The sequence below is a fragment of the Methylocystis sp. Se48 genome, from assembly GCF_056269425.1.
The window spans coordinates 2,379,850-2,399,130 of sequence record NZ_CM149850.1 but is presented as its reverse complement, the minus strand read 5'-3'; the positions used below and the strand labels follow the sequence as shown (position 1 = coordinate 2,399,130).

General features: G+C 63.8%; 12 protein-coding genes. 7 read left to right on the top strand and 5 right to left on the bottom strand.

Annotated features, from left to right (window positions below):
- Window positions 1–742: 742 nt before the first annotated feature.
- The 4 genes from ACV959_RS11840 to ACV959_RS11825 all read right to left on the bottom strand — a co-directional run bounded on the left by ACV959_RS11840 (window position 743) and on the right by ACV959_RS11825 (window position 9,343).
- Window positions 743–1,279, bottom strand: a complete 537-nt coding sequence (locus tag ACV959_RS11840) for a hypothetical protein (protein WP_475736787.1) — start codon at window positions 1,277–1,279, stop codon at window positions 743–745.
- Window positions 1,280–1,392: 113 nt separating this feature from the next.
- Window positions 1,393–5,058: an HAD-IC family P-type ATPase gene (locus ACV959_RS11835; protein ID WP_475736794.1), complete on the bottom strand. Its 3,666-nt coding sequence runs from the start codon at window positions 5,056–5,058 to the stop codon at window positions 1,393–1,395.
- A 188-nt stretch (window positions 5,059–5,246) separates the two neighbouring features.
- Entirely contained in the window at window positions 5,247–8,285 is a 3,039-nt protein-coding gene (locus tag ACV959_RS11830; protein WP_475736793.1) for an efflux RND transporter permease subunit, read from the bottom strand.
- Window positions 8,282–9,343, bottom strand: coding sequence for an efflux RND transporter periplasmic adaptor subunit (locus ACV959_RS11825; RefSeq protein ID WP_475736792.1), 1,062 nt, complete (start codon window positions 9,341–9,343; stop codon window positions 8,282–8,284). Before ACV959_RS11825 ends, ACV959_RS11830 begins: the two co-directional genes overlap by 4 nt.
- 297 nt (window positions 9,344–9,640) lie before the next feature.
- Here ACV959_RS11825 and ACV959_RS11820 point away from each other — a divergent pair, with 297 nt between their 5' ends.
- From ACV959_RS11820 to ACV959_RS11805, 4 genes are all read left to right on the top strand, one after another.
- Window positions 9,641–11,209, top strand: coding sequence for an efflux transporter outer membrane subunit (locus ACV959_RS11820; RefSeq protein WP_475736791.1), 1,569 nt, complete (start codon window positions 9,641–9,643; stop codon window positions 11,207–11,209).
- A 351-nt stretch (window positions 11,210–11,560) separates the two neighbouring features.
- The gene (locus ACV959_RS11815; protein ID WP_475736790.1) at window positions 11,561–11,716 is read left to right on the top strand and encodes a hypothetical protein; all 156 of its coding nucleotides are present in this window, start codon (window positions 11,561–11,563) and stop codon (window positions 11,714–11,716) included.
- A 246-nt stretch (window positions 11,717–11,962) separates the two neighbouring features.
- The gene (locus ACV959_RS11810; protein WP_475736789.1) at window positions 11,963–12,982 is read left to right on the top strand and encodes a patatin-like phospholipase family protein; all 1,020 of its coding nucleotides are present in this window, start codon (window positions 11,963–11,965) and stop codon (window positions 12,980–12,982) included.
- A gap of 4 nt (window positions 12,983–12,986) precedes the next feature.
- Complete coding sequence (locus ACV959_RS11805) at window positions 12,987–14,432, top strand: GntP family permease (protein ID WP_475739656.1); 1,446 nt, start codon at window positions 12,987–12,989, stop codon at window positions 14,430–14,432.
- A 560-nt stretch (window positions 14,433–14,992) separates the two neighbouring features.
- Here ACV959_RS11805 and ACV959_RS11800 read toward each other — a convergent pair.
- On the bottom strand, window positions 14,993–16,537 hold the full coding sequence (locus ACV959_RS11800; protein WP_475736788.1) for an alpha/beta hydrolase: 1,545 nt from the start codon (window positions 16,535–16,537) through the stop codon (window positions 14,993–14,995).
- Window positions 16,538–16,954: 417 nt separating this feature from the next.
- On the opposite strand from ACV959_RS11800, the gene ACV959_RS11795 reads away from it, so the two are divergent.
- From ACV959_RS11795 to ACV959_RS11785, 3 genes are all read left to right on the top strand, one after another.
- Window positions 16,955–17,491 carry a hypothetical protein gene (locus ACV959_RS11795; protein WP_475736787.1) on the top strand — a complete coding sequence of 179 codons (537 nt, stop codon included), beginning with the start codon at window positions 16,955–16,957 and terminating at the stop codon, window positions 17,489–17,491.
- Window positions 17,492–17,505: 14 nt separating this feature from the next.
- Window positions 17,506–18,762 carry an alpha/beta hydrolase gene (locus ACV959_RS11790; RefSeq protein ID WP_475736786.1) on the top strand — a complete coding sequence of 419 codons (1,257 nt, stop codon included), beginning with the start codon at window positions 17,506–17,508 and terminating at the stop codon, window positions 18,760–18,762.
- 210 nt (window positions 18,763–18,972) lie between these two features.
- The gene (locus ACV959_RS11785) at window positions 18,973–19,242 is read left to right on the top strand and encodes a hypothetical protein (RefSeq protein ID WP_475736785.1); all 270 of its coding nucleotides are present in this window, start codon (window positions 18,973–18,975) and stop codon (window positions 19,240–19,242) included.
- The last annotated feature ends 39 nt before the right edge of the window (window positions 19,243–19,281 follow it).

The following is a 19,281-nucleotide window of genomic DNA, read 5'->3' as shown; positions in this document are numbered from 1 at the left end:
TTACGCTTGCGTCTTACCAGGCCACAACAGACGTTGCGCAGCCGCGCGTGGAATGAGGCACGGGAACGAAGGGCGGAACAAGGCGGCCGGTCCCAAGTTTTTGGAAGATAGAGCATAGGGAGTTTTCATTGGCAAGGCGCCGGCCTATCGAATTGACTGTGTATATTTTTGATATTTCTGTCATCTACAACGTAGAGTTTGATGCAGATGACGTTTTTCTGAATTGAGTTTCGAGAGATGCTATCGGGCGTTGGACGCGCGCCAGTGGATCCATCATGATTTGTCCTTTTGGAACTATCTGAATCCTCACGATTTTCCGATTTTAATTAGGCGCCGGGCCGAGAGATGGGAAATAGAAAGAAGCTATATTATTAATAGATTTTTTGAATGCGATGGGCGAGCGACGAGGTCGTGCGCCGGATGGTGAGGAATTTTTAAGCAATTTCAATGCAGCCGCGAAAAGCGCCTTCGCCTGGCTGGGAAAAGCGTTGTTCAATATGGTAGCAAGCAGCCAGCACTCATTGGAGCGCCAAATGAAAACTGCGGCGAGAAAGCCCGTTCCGCCGAAAATGTGGCGACGACGCGCTTCTTTCCGTTGATTCGCGCCCTGAATCGGAAGGCGGCGATGCCGGTGCGGCGAGCGCCGGAAGGATTCCGAGAACCGTGATCTCTCTCGAAACACGGGCGCCGGCGACGATGGTTTCGAACGCCAAAGCAACTCGCCGCATGCCGGCCGTTTCGATTACGCGTTGCTTCTCTCTGGGCGGAAGACGACGAAAATGGCGCCGATCACCAATCCGATGAGCACGAGAATGAGGGCGGATTGTTTCAGCCAGGCGATGGCCGGCACGGTGAGCGCCAGAAGAATGCCGAGAACGGCGATCTCTCCCGACACGTGAACGCCGGCGACGAAGGTTCCCAGCGCCAGCAGCAGCATGAGCGCAAGGCCCGTCGCGGGGCCGTTGAGGAAGGTGTTGACGGAGGGGAGCAGCAAAATGCCCATCGCGAGCAAAAACGCCGTCCAGTGCAGCGACTGGGTGACGAGAACGCGCCGGCGCTCCGCCTGGCTGGGCGCGCGCCGCCAGCCGATGGCGATGCACGCAAGGCCGATCGCAAAGCCGAGGAACTCCCAATAGCCGTTGAGCGGGCGGCTCGCCATGCTCGTGTAGGCGACCCCGATCAGCGCGAGGATCAGGACGATCAGATACGGCAATCGCGCGCGCAGCCACGACAACGCCCCGCCAGACGTCGGCCTCGATAGGTCGGTTGTGTTCGTCATCGCTGCTTCAACTCTCATGCCAGACAAATATATCGTCACTATACCAAGCTTGCGCGTCCTTGCAAAAAAGAGCGTCGGGCGCGCGCCCCGGCGCGCCCGTTTCCTTGCGCCGATTAAGGAGCGCTCGATGCGCTCGCTTCTTCGACGACGATCAAATCCCCCTCGGATAGATCGCCGCCGAGAATTTCGACCTGCGCCTCGTCCTGCCCGCCCAGTTGAACGCGCACGGGCGAGGGGACGCCGTCGCGCAGGACCCAGAGGAATGACCAGCCCGGCGGAAGAGAAGGGAGCCCCTGCTCGCGCGCTGCTCTTTTCGAGGCGTATTCGACGGCGCGCGCGGTCACGGAGAGTTTGCGCCCGCTTCCATGTGGCGTGACGGAAAAGACTGCAGGGCCTTGCCCGGCGACGACATCGAGGCCGATCGGCGCTGTCGCAGCGATCGTTCCGTCGACAGGCGAGACGACGCGGGCGCGCGCGAGGTCCCCCTCGGCCGCCGAAAGCGCCGCGCGAATGCGCTCCGCCTCGGCGCGATCCGCTTGCACGCGTTTTTCGGCGCGCGCGAGGGCGTTCCTTGCTCTCTCCACGGCCGTGCGGGATTGTCCGCCGCGGGCCGGGCGCAGCAGGGCGCGCTCAAGGTCGTCCCTTGCGCGGGCGGCCGCGAGCGCGCTCGCTTCCTGCCGCGCGAGCGCCGCCTCTAGCGCCGTCTTTTGAGCCGCAATCGTCCGTTCGAACGGCGCAGGATCGAGTTGCGCGCAGGCCTGTCCGGCGCTGACCGTTGCTCCCTGTTCGCACAGGATCGCCACAACGCGGCCGGACACGTCCGCGATCGCCTCCCGAGGCCCTGGCGTCTCATCAGTCGTCGCCAGCGCTGGCGCCTTTGTTACGGGCGCCGTGACAAATTGCGTTCCGCTCTGACGCCAGAACATGAACGCCTCGCCCGCCACGAGCCCCGCGACGGCGAGCGCGCCGAGCGCCAGCTGCCAGCGGCCGGACCTCCGCGCCGGGTGCGGCGCGGCGTGAAACTCCTGAAGGGCGCGCGCCGCCGATTCCCGAGCGCCCCGCGGCGGAGACGGCTGCTTTGCCCGCGCGAACCGTCGCACGAAGAATTTCTCCAGCTCGACGACGAGGAAGAAAACGAGCCCGCCAAGAAGCAACCATGGCCAGATCTCGAGCGGCACGGCCGCGGTGCCGAACAGCCTTTGCAATGGCCCGGCGTAGGTGAAGAGGAGTTGCAGCACAATGACGGCGCCGATGCCGATCGGCAGATATGGATTGCCCAGATGGGCCGTGATCGACAGGGACGACTCCGTCTTGAAGCGGCTGTTGAGCAGGTAGAACGCCTGGCCGATGACCAGCGTATTGACTGCAACCGTGCGGGCAAGCTCATCCGACGCATGCAGCGACTTCATCCAGAAAAAGGCGATGAGGGTGAGGGCCAGAAGCGAAACGCCCACAAATATGACGCGCCAAACCCCGAAGCCGTCGAGGATCGGGCGGGAGACGGCGCGCGGCTGCCGCGACATGACGTCGATCTCATGCGGTTCGAATGAAATGACGAGCCCCAGCGCGACCGAGGTCACCATATTGACCCACAAAATCTGCGGAGCCGTGATCGGCAGCATGAACCCGACGACGATCGCCACGAGAATGACCAGGGCCTGCGCGACATTGGTCGGCAGCATGAAGAGCAGCGCCTTTTCGATGTTGTTGTAGACCGTTCGCCCTTCTCGGACCGCGGCGGTGATCGACGCGAAATTGTCGTCGGCGAGCACCATCGCCGCCGCCTCCTTCGTGACCTCGGTGCCCTTTATGCCCATTGCGACGCCAATATCGGCGCGCTTGAGCGCCGGCGCGTCATTGACGCCGTCGCCCGTCATGGCCACCACCTCGCCATTGGCCTGAATGGCCTTGACGAGACGCAATTTGTGCTCCGGGCTCGCGCGCGCGAAGACATCGACGTTGCGGACGGTTTCCTGTAGCGCCGCGTCGTTCATCGCCTCGATCTCGGCGCCCGCCACCGCGGTTTTGCCGTCGCCGATTCCAAGCATTTTGGCGATCGCCGCCGCTGTGATTTTGTGGTCGCCCGTGATCATCGTCACGCGAATGCCGCCCTTGTGGCATTCGGCGACGGCCTCCACCGCTTCCTTGCGGGGCGGATCCATGAGTCCGACGAGGCCGAGCAGCACGAGATCGGTCGGAAGATCGCTCGGCGTCAGGCTTTTTGTCGATATGCTCGGATTCTGCCGCCACGCGAGCGCGAGCACGCGTTCGCCCTGAGCCGCCATTCGGTCAGCGGCCTCCGCCCAATAATCGCGGCGAAGCGGCGCAGGCCCGGTCTCGCTCTCCTCGCGGTCGCAGTTGGCCAGAATGACCTCCGGCGCGCCCTTGACGAGGAGAAGGCGTCCGCCGCCGCGCTCCTCATGCAAGGTCGCCATGAATTTATGTTCCGACTCGAAAGGGATCGCATCGATGCGACGGTGTCCTTCGCGTTGGCTGGCGCGATCCAATCCCATCTTCGCGGCGAAGGGGTAGAGGGCGGCCTCCGTGGGATCGCCTTCAACCTTCCAGACGCCTTCTTCGAGACGCAGCTCCGAGTCGTTGCACAGCGCGGAGACGACGCCCATCCGCGCCAGGGCGGAACTGGCGCCGGCGGGCTTGTCGCCGAGAAGAATCTGCCCTTCGTTCGCGTAACCATCGCCGGTGACGCGATAGCTCGCGTCGGCGGTGACCGCCGAGGCCACCATCATTTCCATCAGCGTCAGCGTGCCGGTCTTGTCGGAGCAAATGCGCGACACGGATCCGAGCGTTTCCACCGCGGGCAGTCGCCGGATGATCGCATGACGTTGCGCCATGCGCTGCACGCCGATCGCGAGCGTGATGGTGATGAGCGCCGGCAATCCTTCCGGAATGACCGAAACGGCGATGCCGACCACAGCCTGAAACGCCTCGACGAACGGCAGATCCCGCACCCAACGGGCGTAGGCGAACACGGCGGCCGACACGAAGCCGATCACTTTCGCGATCGTATGTCCAAATTCCTCGATCTGGCGCAGAAGCGGCGTTTCCAGCGCGTCCACTGAGGCGAGCATCTGATTGATGCGGCCGAGCTCGGTCTGCGCGCCGGTCGCGACGACGACGCCTGTCGCGCGCCCGGACACGACGAGCGTGCCGGAGAAGGCCATGTTCTCTCGGTCTCCGACCGTTGCGTTCTCCGACACGCGCTCGATCGACTTTTCGGCCGGCACGGATTCTCCGGTCAGCGCCGCCTCGTCCGTGCGCAGATTTTTGACGTCGATGAGCCTGAGATCGGCCGGCACGCGGTCGCCCGACTCGAGCAGCACGATATCGCCCGGAACGAGATCCTCGGCGGGCGCGATGCGCGCCGAGCCGTCGCGCAGAACGCGCGCATCCGCGGACAGCATGTTTCGGATGGAGTCGAGGGCCTTTTCAGCTTTGCCTTCCTGAAGGAAGCCGAGCAGCGCGTTGATCAGAACGACGCCGGTGATGATGGAGGCGTCGAGCCAAAGCCCGAGCATCAGCTTGATGAAGCCGGCCGCGAGCAGCACGTAGACGAGAATATTGTCGAATTGCTGCAGAAAGCGCGTCAGAGGGCCGCGCTTTGCCCCTTCGGGCAGCCGATTGGGCCCATATTCGCTCAGACGACGCGCGGCCTCTTCGACGGAGAGCCCTTTTTCCGCATCGCACTGAAGGCGCGCAATCGCGTCCTTCGCCGGCAGCGCATGCCAACTTTCTTTATTTTCGACCAGATGAACAGTCATTGCGCGCAACCTCCTCAAACTGTCTCGATCCTGACGAAGGCGCTCCCTGCCGTAAAGGCCAAACTCGCCTCGCCGGCCAAGGTCAAGGCGCTGTTGGAACTATTCGCGCGCCAGGCAAAAAGCGCCCAGAAGCCGATCGGTAATATAGCCGGCGTCAGCGCCCGCAATTTCACCGATCGGGGGCGCGGTCAACCCGCCTCCCGGATGCGGAAAGCGAGTACGTAAAGGGCAGGGGTGACGATGAGGGTGAGGATGGTTGCGACGAGCAGCCCGCCCATGACGGCGAAGGCCATCGGACCCCAAAAAACGGTGGAGGCGATGGGAATAAGGCCGAGCACGGTGGAGACGGCCGTGAGCATGATCGGCCGGAATCGGGACAGTGTCGCGTCGACGACGGCTTTCCACTGATCGCTTTGCAGACCGCGCTCGATTTCGATCTGTTCGACGAGGATCACGGCGTTGCGCGCAATCATGCCGAGCAGCGACAGAATGCCGAGAATGGCGACGAAACCCAGAGGTTTCCCAAAGATCAGAAGCGCCGCGATGATTCCGATCAGGCCCATCGGCACGATGGCCAGCACAAGAAACATCCGGCTGAAGCTTTGCAGTTGAATCATCAGGAAAGTCGTCATCAGAAACAGCATCAGCGGCACGCGCGCGAAGACGGAGCCTTGCGATTTGGCGCTTTCCTCGACGGTGCCGCCTGTCTCGATCTTGTAGCCGGGCGGCAGGTTGGCGTTCATCTCCGCGACGCTTGCCGCAAGCGATGCGACGGCGGCCTCCGCGCTCCGACCGGCGGCAGGGTCGGCCTGAACGGTCAGCGTCGGCAGGCGGTCGCGCCGCCAAATCAGCGGGCTCTCCTGCTCGAAGACGAAGGTCGCGACCTGATTGAGCGAGGCGACGCCGCCATTTGGCAGAGCGATCTGCAGCGATTGCAGCGCTTCGAGCGACATGCGTTGCTCGTCGGACGCCCGCGCGACCACGTCGACGAGATAGATGTCGTCGCGCACCTGCGTAATCGTCTGACCGGTTGCGACGCCCTGCAGCGCATTGGCCAGCGCGCGGGAACTCAGACCGAGCAGGCGCGCTTTGTCCTGGTCGATCTTCACGCGCACCGCCCGGGCGGGCTCGATCCAGTCGAAATTGATGCGCGTCACGGAAGGGTTCTCGCCCATTTTCGCTGCGAGACCGAGCGCGAATTCGCGCACCCTTTCGACGTCGGGCCCGCTCACGCGATACTGAACCGGCCAACCGACGGGCGGACCGAGTTCGAGCGGCGCGATGCGCGTGACCAGCCCCGGAAAGCGCTCGGCCAAAACGGCCTCGAGCCGCTTGTGGAGCCGATCCCGAGCGGCGACGTCCTTCGCGATGACGACATATTGCGAGAAGAAGTCGTGCGCGAGTTGCACGTCGAGAGGAAGATAGAAGCGGATCGCGCCCCGCCCGACATACGCGCTCCAGTTCGCGACGTCAGGGTCGTCTTTCAGGATTTTGTCCAGCCGCTCGACGACGTCCCGGCTGGCGTGGATGGACGCGTTCTGTCGCAGGGAAAGATCAATGACGAGTTCCGGCCGGTCGGAGGCCGGGAAAAACTGCCGCGCAACGAGGGGCGAGACCAATAGCGCCAGAACGAAACATGCGAGCGTCGCGCCGATCGTGACCCAGCGCGCGCGCATGGCGGCGAGGAGCAGACCGCGAAAGGCTTGTAAGACCCGTCCCTCTTCGGCGCCCGCTGGTTCCTCAGGCTTCTTGAGAAGAAGAACGCCGACGAGCGGCGTGAAAAGCACCGCGACGATCCAGGAGACGATCAGCGCGATCGAGACGACCGCGAATATGGAAAAGGTGTATTCGCCCGCCGAACTCTTCGCCAGGCCGATGGGCACGAACCCCGCCGCAGAGACGAAGGAGCCGGTCAGCATCGCCATGGCGACGCTCTTGTAGGCGTAGCTTGCGGCGGTTTCCTTGTCGTCGCCGGCGGCGAGGCGCGAGGTCATGACGTCCACCGTCGTCATGGCGTCGTCCACGAGAAGGCCGAGCGCAATGATCAGCGCGCCGAGCGAAATGCGCTGGAGATCGATGCCGATCATCTGCATGATCGGAAAGACGATGGCGAGCGTCAGGGGAATCGAGATGGCGACGACCGCCCCGGCGCGCACGCCGAGGCTGACGAAACTGACCCCCATGATGATCGCGATCGCCTGCCACAGCGATTCCATGAAGTCGCCGATCGCATGCTCGACAATGCTTGGCTGGTTCGCCACGAGAATGGGCTCGATCCCGACCGGGAGTTCGGTCTTGAGTTCAGCCATCGTTTTCGAGACGTTGGTCCCGAGCCTGAGAACGTCGCCTCCCGGCCGCATGGCGATGGCGAGGCCGATCGCAGGCCGGCCATTGACGTGAAACAACGGTTGGGGCGGATCGACCGGCGCACGATGGATTTCGGCGATATCGCGCAGCCGGATCAGCCGCCCATTGGCGAGAATGGTGACGGCGAGAAGGTCATTCTCATCCTGGAACGCGCCCGAGACTCGCAGGGAGAGCTTTTCGTCGCCCGTCTGCACGACCCCCGACGGCGACACGGCGTTTTGCTCCTGCAGGACGGCGATGATCTGCGACCGGTCGATACCGAGACCCGCGAGCTGGCGCGTGGAAAATTCGATGAAGATCCTTTCGTCCTGCGCGCCAAGCACCTCGATCTTGGAAACGTCGGGAACCGCGAGGAGGCGCGAGCGAACGGACTCGACGTAGTCGCGCAACTCGCGCTCGGTGAAGCCATCCGCCGTGAAGCCGTAAATGATTCCGTAGGTGTCGCCGAAATCGTCGTTGAACCCCGGTCCGACCACGCCCGCCGGCAGCGTGTGGCGGATGTCGCCGATGTTCTTGCGCACCTGATACCAGATGTCAGGGACTTCGTCGGGGGGCGTCGACCCCTTCAAATTGACGAAGATGACCGTTGAACCCGGCCGCGTGTAACTGCGGATGAAATCGAGGCTGCGCGTTTCCTGTAACTTGCGTTCGATTCGCTCCGTCACCTGCTTCATCGTCTCATCGATCGTCGCGCCCGGCCACGCGGCCTGTACGACCATCGTACGAAACGTGAAATTCGGATCCTCGTCCCGCCCCAAATTGAAATAGGCGCTCAAGCCGGCGACCGTCACCGCGATCATGCAATAGATCATGAAGGAGCGGTGCTTGAGGGCCCAGGCCGAAAGATTGAGCTCGCTCATGGCCGCGCGTCGCCCAGCAGACGCACTTTCTGGCCCGGATGCAGCGCCTGGACGCCCGCCGTCACGACAATGTCCTCGGGCTTTAATCCCTCCGAGACGAAGACGGCGTCGCTCGTGAAGCGCAGCACTTTGATCGGCCGCAATGAAACCGTCATCGTAGAGGGCTCGACGATCCAGACGGCAGGCTTGCCGTCCTCCTCCGTCAGCGCGCTCGGCGGCACGGCGATTCCCGAGGAGGGATCGAGTCGAACGCGCCCCGTGATGCTCGCGCCGAGCCGCATCGCCGGCGGCGGGGACAGGATCGTGACCCGCACGCGGAAGGTCCGCGTATTCGGATCCGCCGCCGGATCGACCTGACGCACGCGGCCGATCGCCGTGACGCCCGGTTCCTCGGTGAGCGACAATGCGACCTGTGCGTCTCTCGGCGCGAGGTTCAGCACGCGGGCGGGCACGTCGAAGACGGCGTCCCACCCGCCCTGGCGCGCGAGGCGGAAGATCTCCTGGCTCGCCTGCACGACCTCGCCCGCTTCAGCCGCGCGCGCGACAATGGTGCCCGCCGCATCGGTCTTCAGCTCCGTATATCCGACGCGGTCCTGGGCGATCTTGAGCTGCGCCGTTGCGTCTTCGACATCCGATTGCGCGGCTTCGAGCGCCGCCTGCGCCTGGTCGAAACGGATTTTCGTCGTATAGCGGCGTGGCAGCAGCGCCTGTTCGCGGGCGAAATTGTTGCGCGCCTCACGCAGGCGGCCTTGCGCGGCCGTCAGCCGCGCCTGCGCGGAACGCAGCGCATTCTGTTCGGGTTGCGGATCCAATCGCGCGAGAACCTGGCCGGCCCTGACGGCGTCGCCCGTCCCGACGAATCGCTCGATCATGCGGCCGCCGATGCGGAAAGAGAGCACGACCTGGTTCTCCGGCTGAATACTGCCAGTGAATTCGATCAGTTCGCCGAATTTGCCGCTCTCTATCGTCAGGGCGCGGACGGGCCGCGGCGCGAGCGCCTCATCGTCTCCGTTGCGTCCACATCCCGCCAGAAAGGGAAGCGCGAGACATGCGCACAAGAAGAAGCTGCGCGCGCTCCCCCTCGTCGCCATACGCCAAATGCGAACCAATTGACCATCCCGTCTTTGCTAGGATCGCTGGCAACGGTGTAAATGGAAAAGCCGTAGCGGTCTGCAAAGATGGCCGTGCATTCACGCCTTTTCTGTGGATAACTGACGAAATGGCGGGCGGCGAATATTGGATCGCGACGCGCGTCGATAAGACGTTGCACCGTGGCGCGCAACGAAACGTCGAACGATGGAAGGATGCGCCATGCTGACGGCGCTACGCGCTGTCCAGCGCGAAGGAGGCCCCGATTGAAGGTCCGGATGCTGGCAGGGCTTCGCGCTTGGAATATTGCGTCCATCCTCGTTGCGACGACGGGGCTGTCGAGCTGCAACCTCGAATGGGAAAAGCCCGACCCGAGCACGCCGCCGCCGGAACGTTTTCGCGAGGCCGATCCGAAATCCGCGAAGCCGATTGCCGCGGGTCCGGCGTTCGCCGTCAAGTTCGGGTCGAAAGAGCTGACCAGTCTCGTGGAGACCGCTCTGCAGGACAATCTTGCGATCGCGGCGGCCATGGCGCGGATCGATCAGGCCGATGCGAGCGCGCGTATCGCGAGCTCCGCGCTTTGGCCGGCGATCGGTTTCGGCGCGACGGCGCAGCGCACCCAGATCCCCGGGACGCGAACGAGCGCGACCCCGAACTACAATCCCGCGAAGGCCTTCCTGCAAGCGGCCGGGCAGCGCGACGCCGCGGCGCTCGTCGAAAATCAGGCGGTGTTCAGCGCCACGCGCAACAACCTTTACGCGCTTGGCCTGAATGCGAGTTACGAGATTGATTTCTGGGGCAAAAATCAGGACGCCTCCAACGCCGCGCGACTCGTCGCCAACGCCTCGCGCTTCGATCGCGACGTCATAGAGATCGCGACCGTTGCCGCGGTCATGAACGCCTGGCTTCTCGTCGTCGCGGCTCAGGAGCAATTGCGCATCGCGCATGAGAACGTCAAAATTTCCGAGCGCGTGCTTGGCGCGATCGCCGCGCGACTGGAAAAGGGCGCCGCGACCATGCTGGACTATGGACAGCAAGCCGCGGTCGTCGCCGGCCAGAAGGCCACGATCCCGCCGCTCGAGCAGACCCTGCGTCAAACCAAGGTCGCGCTCGCCGTATTGCTGGGTCAGACGCCGGAGACGCTCGACATAAAGGGCGCGGCAATTACGAAGCTGACGTTTCCGCGTCTCGACCCCGGCCTGCCATCGGAGGTTCTGCTGCGCCGGCCCGACGTCGCCGAGGCGGAGGCGCTGCTCGCCGCACAGGAGTTCTCCGTCCTGCGCGCCCGCGCCGCGTTCTTTCCGTCCATCACGCTCAACGGGCAATATGGCCTGCAAAGCATCGTGCTGCGCAATCTCATGCGGCCGGAGGCCGTCGCCTGGCAGATCGGCGCCAATCTCGCGCAACCGCTCTTCGACGGCTACGCGCTCCAGGGCCAATATGAATTGGAGAAGGGCCGCTTCGCCGAAGCGGCGGCCTTTTACCGCCAACGCATTCTCGCTGCGCTCGCCGATACGGAGAGCGCCCTCATCGCAATGAAAGAAACGGCGAAAAGCGTGAAGATCGGTCAGGAGGCGGTCGCCGCTTCGAAGATCGCCCTCGACGCCGCGCAGGCCCAACTCCTCGAAGGCACGATCGACGTCGTCACGCTCTCGACCGTGCAGACCACGTTCTTTCAATATGAATTTGCTCTGACGCGCGCGCGCCTCGAGCATCTCCAGTCGGCGGTGAGCCTGTATCAGGCGCTCGGCGGCGGATGGTCTCCGACAACGCGCAACGCGGAAATCGCGCGCGCCAATGAGGCCTATGAGGCCAACAAGGGGCCTTGGCCTTAATGGTTTGACGCAGGCGTCGCTTCATGCCCGAGGGGGCGTTGATCCTTCCGTTCCGCGTCATCACAATCAAATGCGCCCACGACGTTGGGATTGAAACCCTCCGGGTAACCAAGAGCCGATATTTTCAACGCCTTGCGAGGTCGTGACGGCGGCATGGGACGGCTGGCTATTGACCCCGGCAACGGAAGCTGTGTAATTCTTTCCGGACGCATCTCGCGACCGAAAGCTCCGCCTTTGGGCGGGGATAACACTAGGGGAGGTTGCCAAGTGAGATTGCATTTGAAGACCGCGCTGCTGAGCGCGGCGTGCGGCGTATTTATGAGCGCCGCTGGTTCGTCCCAGGCGGCTATAATGTTCGACGCAGACGACCTGCGCGAGACGGCGGCGTCGTCTCTCGTCCAGCAAACGACGTTCGGTCCGCCTCCTGGCGCGCGCTGCATCAAATGGACCCGTCGTTGGACGACGCGCCACGGCTTCGGACGCCGCCGCTGCGTTCAGTGGCGCTGAGCGCGGATCGAGATCATTCCTGTCGAATGCGCTGGTGGAGGCGCGCGACGTCCTTTGTACGTAATCGACGTGAAGGGGCGTCTCCATCCGCACTACAGAAACGCGCTTCTCCCGGCGCCTCGCATAGTCCCCCATTGGGTCTGGCTCCCCTCATCCTCCCAGCGACGGTCTGCGGCGCGCGTCTTGCTTCCCCTTCACAGTTTTACCGTATGAAAACCTTTGGCGTTCGCGCCTGAAAGGTCGGCGATGCAACGGGATGTCATTCGCATTGACCTCGCCCTCCAGGGAGGAGGCGCGCATGGCGCGTTCACATGGGGCGTTCTGGATGGGCTGCTTCAGGAAGATTGGTTGAAAATCGAGGGGATCTCGGGCACCTCCGCTGGCGCCATGAATGCGGCGGCGCTGATCAGCGGTTTCGCGAGGGGCGGTAGTTCGGGCGCCCGTGAGACGCTGGAACTCTTCTGGCGACGCGTATCGGAGGCGGCGCGGCTCAGTCCGCTTCAGCGCAACCCCGTAGACGTCTTGCTCGGCCGCTGGACCCTGGATTCCTCACCGGCCTTTCTGGCGACGGATCTGCTGTCGCGGCTGTATTCGCCCTACGACTTTCTTGGCAACAATGTAAATCCGCTCTGCCGCATCCTGGCCGAGGTCGTCGATTTCGATTTGCTCGCCCGGGCTCCGATCAAAATCTTCGTCACGGCCACCAGCGTGTCGACGGGACGCGCCCGCGTCTTCAGAAACAGCGATTTGACGCCTGAAGCGATCCTCGCCTCCGCATGTCTCCCCACAATGTTCCGCGCCATAGAGATCGACGGTGAGGAATATTGGGACGGCGGCTTTTCCGGCAATCCCACCATCACGCCGCTCGTGCGGGAATGCACGTCGCGCGATACGATCCTCGTGCAGATCAATCCCGTCGAGCGCAAGGAAAAACCCCGCTCGGCGACGGACATACTGAACCGTCTCAATGAAGTGTCCTTCAACTCCGTTCTTCTTAAGGAGTTGCGCATGATCGCGCTGCTGCGTCAGGCGGCGGACCGCGGCGCCTGCGAGGGCGCGCAATGGGCCGAAATGCGCATGCACCGCATTACATCCGACATGATGACGAAGCTCAGTTCTTCCTCGAAACTGCTCGCCGAGTGGGATTTCCTCTGCATGTTGCGCGACGAGGGCCAACGCTGCGCGCAAACTTTTCTCGAGGCGCATGGCGACGACATCGGCCGTCGCTCCACGCTCGATCTGGACAGTCTGCTGGAAGGGGTTTGATCCGATGGGCCTGCTCGGTATTTTGATCGCGCTTTGCGGCCTCATCTGGTTCGCCTATCGCGGCTGGAGCGTCTTGCTGCTGGCGCCGGCGGCCGCGCTCGCCGCGGCGCTCTTTGCGGGCGAGCCGCTTCTTGCGCATTGGACCGTCACCTTCATGGGCGGCGCGGCGCGTTTTGTCGCGCAATTCTTTCCCATCTTCCTGCTTGGCGCGCTCTTCGGCAAGCTGATGGACGACAGCGGCTCCGTCATGGCGATTTCGCAGTTCATGGCGGAGAAGTTCGGTCCGCGGCGCGCGATCCTCTCTGTCGTGCTGGCCGGCGCGATCATCACCTATGGCGGCGTCAGTCTCTTCGTCGCGTTCTTCGTCCTTGCGCCGATGGCGCAGGAATTGTTCCGCAAGGCGGGTACGCCGCGGCGTCTCGCGCCCGCAGCCATTGCGCTCGGAACGTCGACTTTCACAATGTCCGCGTTGCCCGGCACGCCAGCGATTCAAAACGCGATCCCGATGCCGTTTTTTGGCACGACGGCTTTCGCGGCGCCGGGGCTCGGCGTCATCGCCTCGCTGATCATGCTGATTTTCGGCATGTGGTGGCTGTTGCGCGCGGAAGCCGCCGCGCGTCGTCGCGGGGAAGGCTTCGGCGACGCGCCGCAACCGGCGGATGTCGCTCAGGATCAGGCGATCCGCGAGCGCGCCGCAACCGCGCGCGAATTCGATCTCGCGGAAATTCCGCACGGCCAGCGTGCGGAAGGTCCCAACATATTCGTCGCCGCCTTGCCGCTCATCGTCGTCGTTGGCGTCAATCTCATGATGTCGCTGCGCGTCATTCCGCGCATGGACGATTCGTTCCTGTCCGAAGAGCGGTGGGGTCCGACCACGCTTGCCGCGGTTGGCGGCGTCTGGTCGGTAATCGTCGCCCTTGCCGCCGCCATCATCACGCTTGTCTTCTTGAACTGGCGGCGCCTCCCTGCGGTCCGCGAGAGCGTCGATGCGGGCGTCACCGCTTCGGTGCTTCCGCTGCTCAGCGTCGCGAGCCTCGTGGGCTTCGGGGCCGTCGTCGCGGCGATGCCCGCTTTCGCCGCGGTGCGGAACTGGGTGCTCGGGATCGGGGGCGGGCCGCTCGTGTCGCTGGCGATCGCGACAAATGTGCTCGCCTCGCTCACGGGTTCGGCGTCGGGCGGCCTCACGATCGCGCTCGACACGCTGGGCGAAACCTATCTGCGTCTTGCCGAACAGCAAGGGATCGATCCCGCGTTACTGCATCGCGTCGCCGTGATCGGCGCCGGAACGCTCGACAGCCTCCCGCACAATGGCGCTGTTGTAACGCTGCTCGCCGTCTGCGACTGCAAGCACAATGAGAGCTATCTGGATATTGTCGTCGTCGCGATCCTCGGGGCGATCCTTTCGCTCGTGGCCGTCATCGCGATCGGCTCGCATTTCGGATCGTTCTGAGGGGAGCGGGGAGGCCGCGGCGGTATGGAATGATAACGCCGGCGCGAAGCGCTCGAAAAAGGCGGACGCTGAGAGATGGGAACGGTTCAATTAGAAGGCAGGCCGCACCGCCCTGCGCCGGCAGGACGGTGCGAAGCTTCCCACAATTACTGCGCGGGGGCGGCGTCTGGACGCGGCTGCGGGCGGCCAGTATGGCGAACGCGCGCGATGCGACGATGACGACGCGATCCCCTCGTCGGGCTGCGCGGGCGGGACACGCGCGGCTGATGGCGGAAACCCTTGAACTGCCGCTCTACCGACTCCTGAGCCTCTGCGTCGGAAGCTTCGAGCGTGACCGCCGGAATCAGCGTCGCCGCCGCAAAGAGCGCGGCCACAAAAGATCTGCGGGAAAGCTTCGTGTTGTTTTCATCATTTAACATTGTTGTCGACTCCTCCCGATCAATACGCTTTGATGTTGATCGCAAATCATAGTAACACCGTCGGCGGATACTCGCAATTGAAGGCCCGCGTCTTCCGGCCGAGAAAGGCTACGGACGCTTGCGTTCCGCCGCGTCGCGCTTTCAGCGCCGGCGGCGGCGAGCGGGAACTTTCGCGTCCGCTTGCGGCGTGTTTTGGCGCGCCGTCGAGGGGAGGTCAGCCGAAGCGTTTTTGGCGTCGGGCGGAAGAAGTTCCTCGATCCGTTTCAGCAAATACGGAAAAAATGGATTCGACGACATTCGGATCAGGGCGTCCAGACTGACCACCAGCGCGTTTCGCTCGCCCCGAAGCGGCAGCGCGCCCAAATGCACGCCATAGTCCTCGTCCCCCTCTGGAAAAAGCCCATAAAGGGAATCGTTGAGCGGGAAAGGCAAGGCGACGTGGGAAAGCGAATAGACCCCTCCCGGATATTTCAACCCGAGCGGACGGCTTCGCTCCGCGCCTTGTCCGGCCTCGATGACCCGCTCCCGCGCGTCGTCGGTTCCCTCGCCCGCATTCTCCACGATCGCCAGGCGAAAGTTGCGGATCCGGGGCGGCGCCAATTCGGAGAGCTTCGTCTCCGCCGATTGCCGGAAGAGGGGCCCGAACTTGGCGTTTCGATTAATGTCGAACAACACGAGTTCCGAGCCGTTTGACGGCAGGATTTCATAAAGGCCGGAGAGGATCGCGCGGCTGCTGACGGTAAAATCCAGAACCGATTGAAATGTCAGAATCGGCGGGAGCGCCGACAGGCGGCCGTCGCGGCTCAGGCTGGAGAGCTGCCTCTGCAAGGCGTCCGTGAGACGCCACGACTGGCGGGCGCCGTTAACGGGAAATGAGTTGTATTTGAAAGGATTGAACTCGGGCAGAATGCTCAGCCACGCAGCGCTTGCGAAAGCCGGCAAAATGGCCGGCAAACCCGCGAGGCCGGCAAACTGCGCAAAGGCCGTGACCCCCACCATCGGGGACAGGAGCGCAAGGCGATCCGCGCGGGGAAGCCGTTCGTCCTCGATCGCGTCGAGGGCGTATTTGAGCGCGAGCGATCCGCCATTCGAGAAGCCGACGATATGCAACGGCGCGGGCGGCGGCGCCAGCCGGCGGGCTTCGCGCACGGCCAGTCTCGTCGCGGCGAGCCAATCGGGCCACTCGACGTCGGCCAATGCGGCCGGCGTCGTGCCATGCGCGGGGATGCGGATCGCGACGGCGGCGAATCCATGCGCCGCGTAGAACTGTGCGATGTGGCGCAAGCTGTAGGGAGAGTCGGTCAGTCCGTGCAGCAGAACGACAGCGCCAAGCGGCTTCCCATTCGGTTCGAGGCGATAGGAGCGGTTCCAGTTCTGATGAAAATGTTCCGGATCCACCGGGCTCCCGGCGAAATAGCGGTTGAAGGAAACGCGCTCCTCGGCGGTCAGCTTGGCGCTGACGTTCTCCCGAACGGACGCGAAGGCCCGTTCTTCGGCCTGGATGTATTTTTCCCAGTCCGCTTCGTCGATTTCCCCGACGCTGAGTTCCTGCGGCGCGTAAGTATGCCAAAGCTCGAGGGGCGGACCCTGCAGCGATTGGTGCGCGCGAAACCCCACGAAAAAAATCACGAAGAGGGCCAATCCCCCAAGGGCCCAGCGCGCCGCTTTTAGAGCCATTGCCCGCATTTGTCGTCCTGCCGCCGCGCCGAATGCCTGCTGCATTCATCCGCGGAAGGGCATATACGAGCGCGTTCCGCCGAGCAACGGCGGTCGCCAAAGCAGTTGCGAGCGGCCTCGCCTTCGTCTCCCCAAGACAGACAAAGCGCGCAAGATGGCAAAGCCTTCTCCGCCGCCGCGCTATGGGAGAGATCGCCGTTCGGCGATGTCGCAGAGGTCGCCGATCATTGGCGGCGATTCGATTCGCGCCTTGTCTCGGCCCAGTCCGGATCTCGGCGCATCGCCAATTCGCGGATGAGCGGCTGCCGCGAGCTTTGCTTTTTTGCGAAAGCCCTGTTCAAAAGCGAAGGCGCGTGCGGTTTTGCAAGGACGCGCAAGCTTGGTATAGTGACGATATATTTGTCTGGCATGAGAGTTGAAGCAGCGATGACGAACACAACCGACCTATCGAGGCCGACGTCTGGCGGGGCGTTGTCGTGGCTGCGCGCGCGATTGCCGTATCTGATCGTCCTGATCCTCGCGCTGATCGGGGTCGCCTACACGAGCATGGCGAGCCGCCCGCTCAACGGCTATTGGGAGTTCCTCGGCTTTGCGATCGGCCTTGCGTGCATCGCCATCGGCTGGCGGCGCGCGCCCAGCCAGGCGGAGCGCCGGCGCGTTCTCGTCACCCAGTCGCTGCACTGGACGGCGTTTTTGCTCGCGATGGGCATTTTGCTGCTCCCCTCCGTCAACACCTTCCTCAACGGCCCCGCGACGGGCCTTGCGCTCATGCTGCTGCTGGCGCTGGGAACCTTCGTCGCCGGCGTTCACGTGTCGGGAGAGATCGCCGTTCTCGGCATTCTTCTGGCGCTCACCGTGCCGGCCATCGCCTGGCTGAAACAATCCGCCCTCATTCTCGTGCTCATCGGATTGGTGATCGGCGCCATTTTCGTCGTCTTCCGCCCAGAGAGAAGCAACGCGTAATCGAAACGGCCGGCATGCGCCAGGGCGCGTACATTGTCTCGAGGGCGTCTCGGCGGCGGCGTCGCGACTGGACAACGCTGGTTTTCAGCGCGTTCGCGCTGGCCGGCTGCGCCGCGCCGACTGGCGTGCTGGCTCCGGTAGCGGCGGATGCGCAGGGTGCGACGCGGCTCGACGTGCTAGCCGTCACCACCCGTGCGCCGGCGCCCGACAGTGGGACGGCTTTTTCCGGCGAACGCGGAGAGCTGTCGCTCTCGCGCTTTGTCGTATCGATCCCGCCAGACGGCGCACGCCAGATCGGGCGGGTTCAGTGGCCGCGTCAGACGCCGCCCGACCCGGCGACGGAATTCGCGGTGACGCGGGTCGAGGCGCTGGGTGGCGGCCTTGGCGATCTCGACGGCTGGCTGCGCAAGAACGCGCCCAAAAGCCGCCGCGCGCTTGTTTTCGTGCACGGGTTCAACACGCGGTTCGAAAGCGCGCTGTTCTCTTTCGCGCAGATTGCGCACGACTCCGGCGCCGACGCCGCGCCGGTTCTGTTCAGCTGGCCATCTCGCGGAAGTCTCTTCGAATATGTCTATGACCGCGAGAGCGCCAACGTCTCGCGCGACGCGCTGGAAAAGTTGCTCGCGCGTCTCGCCGCAAGTCCCGCCGTTCGCGAGATCACCGTGCTTGCGCATTCCATGGGCGCATGGCTCGCGATGGAGTCGTTGCGGCAGATGGCGATTCGCCGCGGCGGGCTGCCGGAACGAATCAACGCGGTGATACTGGCGTCGCCGGACATCGACGTCGACGTATTTCGCGCGCAACTTAAAAGCCTCGGAGAAAGGCGCCCCCAGATTGTCGTCTTCGTCTCGCGTCAGGACCGCGCTCTGCAATTTTCGCGCAGCATCGCTGGCAATGTCGAACGGCTTGGCGTCGCAGATCTGCAATCGAAGCCCTGGGTCTCGGAGAAGGGCGTCGATGTCGTCGATCTTACGGGGGTCGACAGCAGCAACCCCACGCGGCACAGTAAATTTGCGGAAAACCCCGATGTGGTGCGTTTTCTCGGGACGCAGCTGATCAATGGCGACTCCTTGCGGGAAGCGGAGGGCGGCGTCGGAGAGCGAGTTGGCGGGGCTGCGATGGGTCTCGCACAGGGCGTGGCGGGCGTAACAGGGCTGACGTTGAGCGCGCCGATTGCCATCATCGATCCCAAAATGCGCCGCGCCTATTCGGATCAGGTCAATCAGCTCAGACAGGCCGTCGACAATGCGGTTGCCTCGGGTGTGGAATGATGACAAACTATTTTCGTGAGCGCTTTTACTCAAATCGGTCATGCGAGTGAAATAAAGACCGTTCATCGTCCTAAGCCATAAAGAGCGCAGCGGAACGAACCTGAAGACTGTGGCGCTGGAGGATCTTCCCGAGAGCGGATTGGTCGACACAGTCATCGCCACGGACGAAAAATCCGCCGGTTTGAGTGAAGACCTTATGTGGAGGAAGCCATGTCCGATCTCGTTCGTCGCGCTTTTCTCAACCGCATTCTCGCCGGCGCAGTCGTCGCCGGAGCGAGCGCCGCTCTCCTCCCGGCCGAGGCCGGCGCCGCGCCGGTGATGGGCGCGCTGGCCGAGGGCGCTTCGCCGGACAATCTCGTTGAAGAGGCCGCGGTGCGCACCACCTGCTGGTGGCGCGGAGGACGGCGCGTCTGTCGTCGTCGGCCGGTGCGCCGGGTTTGCTGGTGGCGGCACGGGCGTCGCATCTGCGCCTGGCGCTGATCCGATCGCCGCTATGGGAGCTTCAAAGGCGGAGTGGAG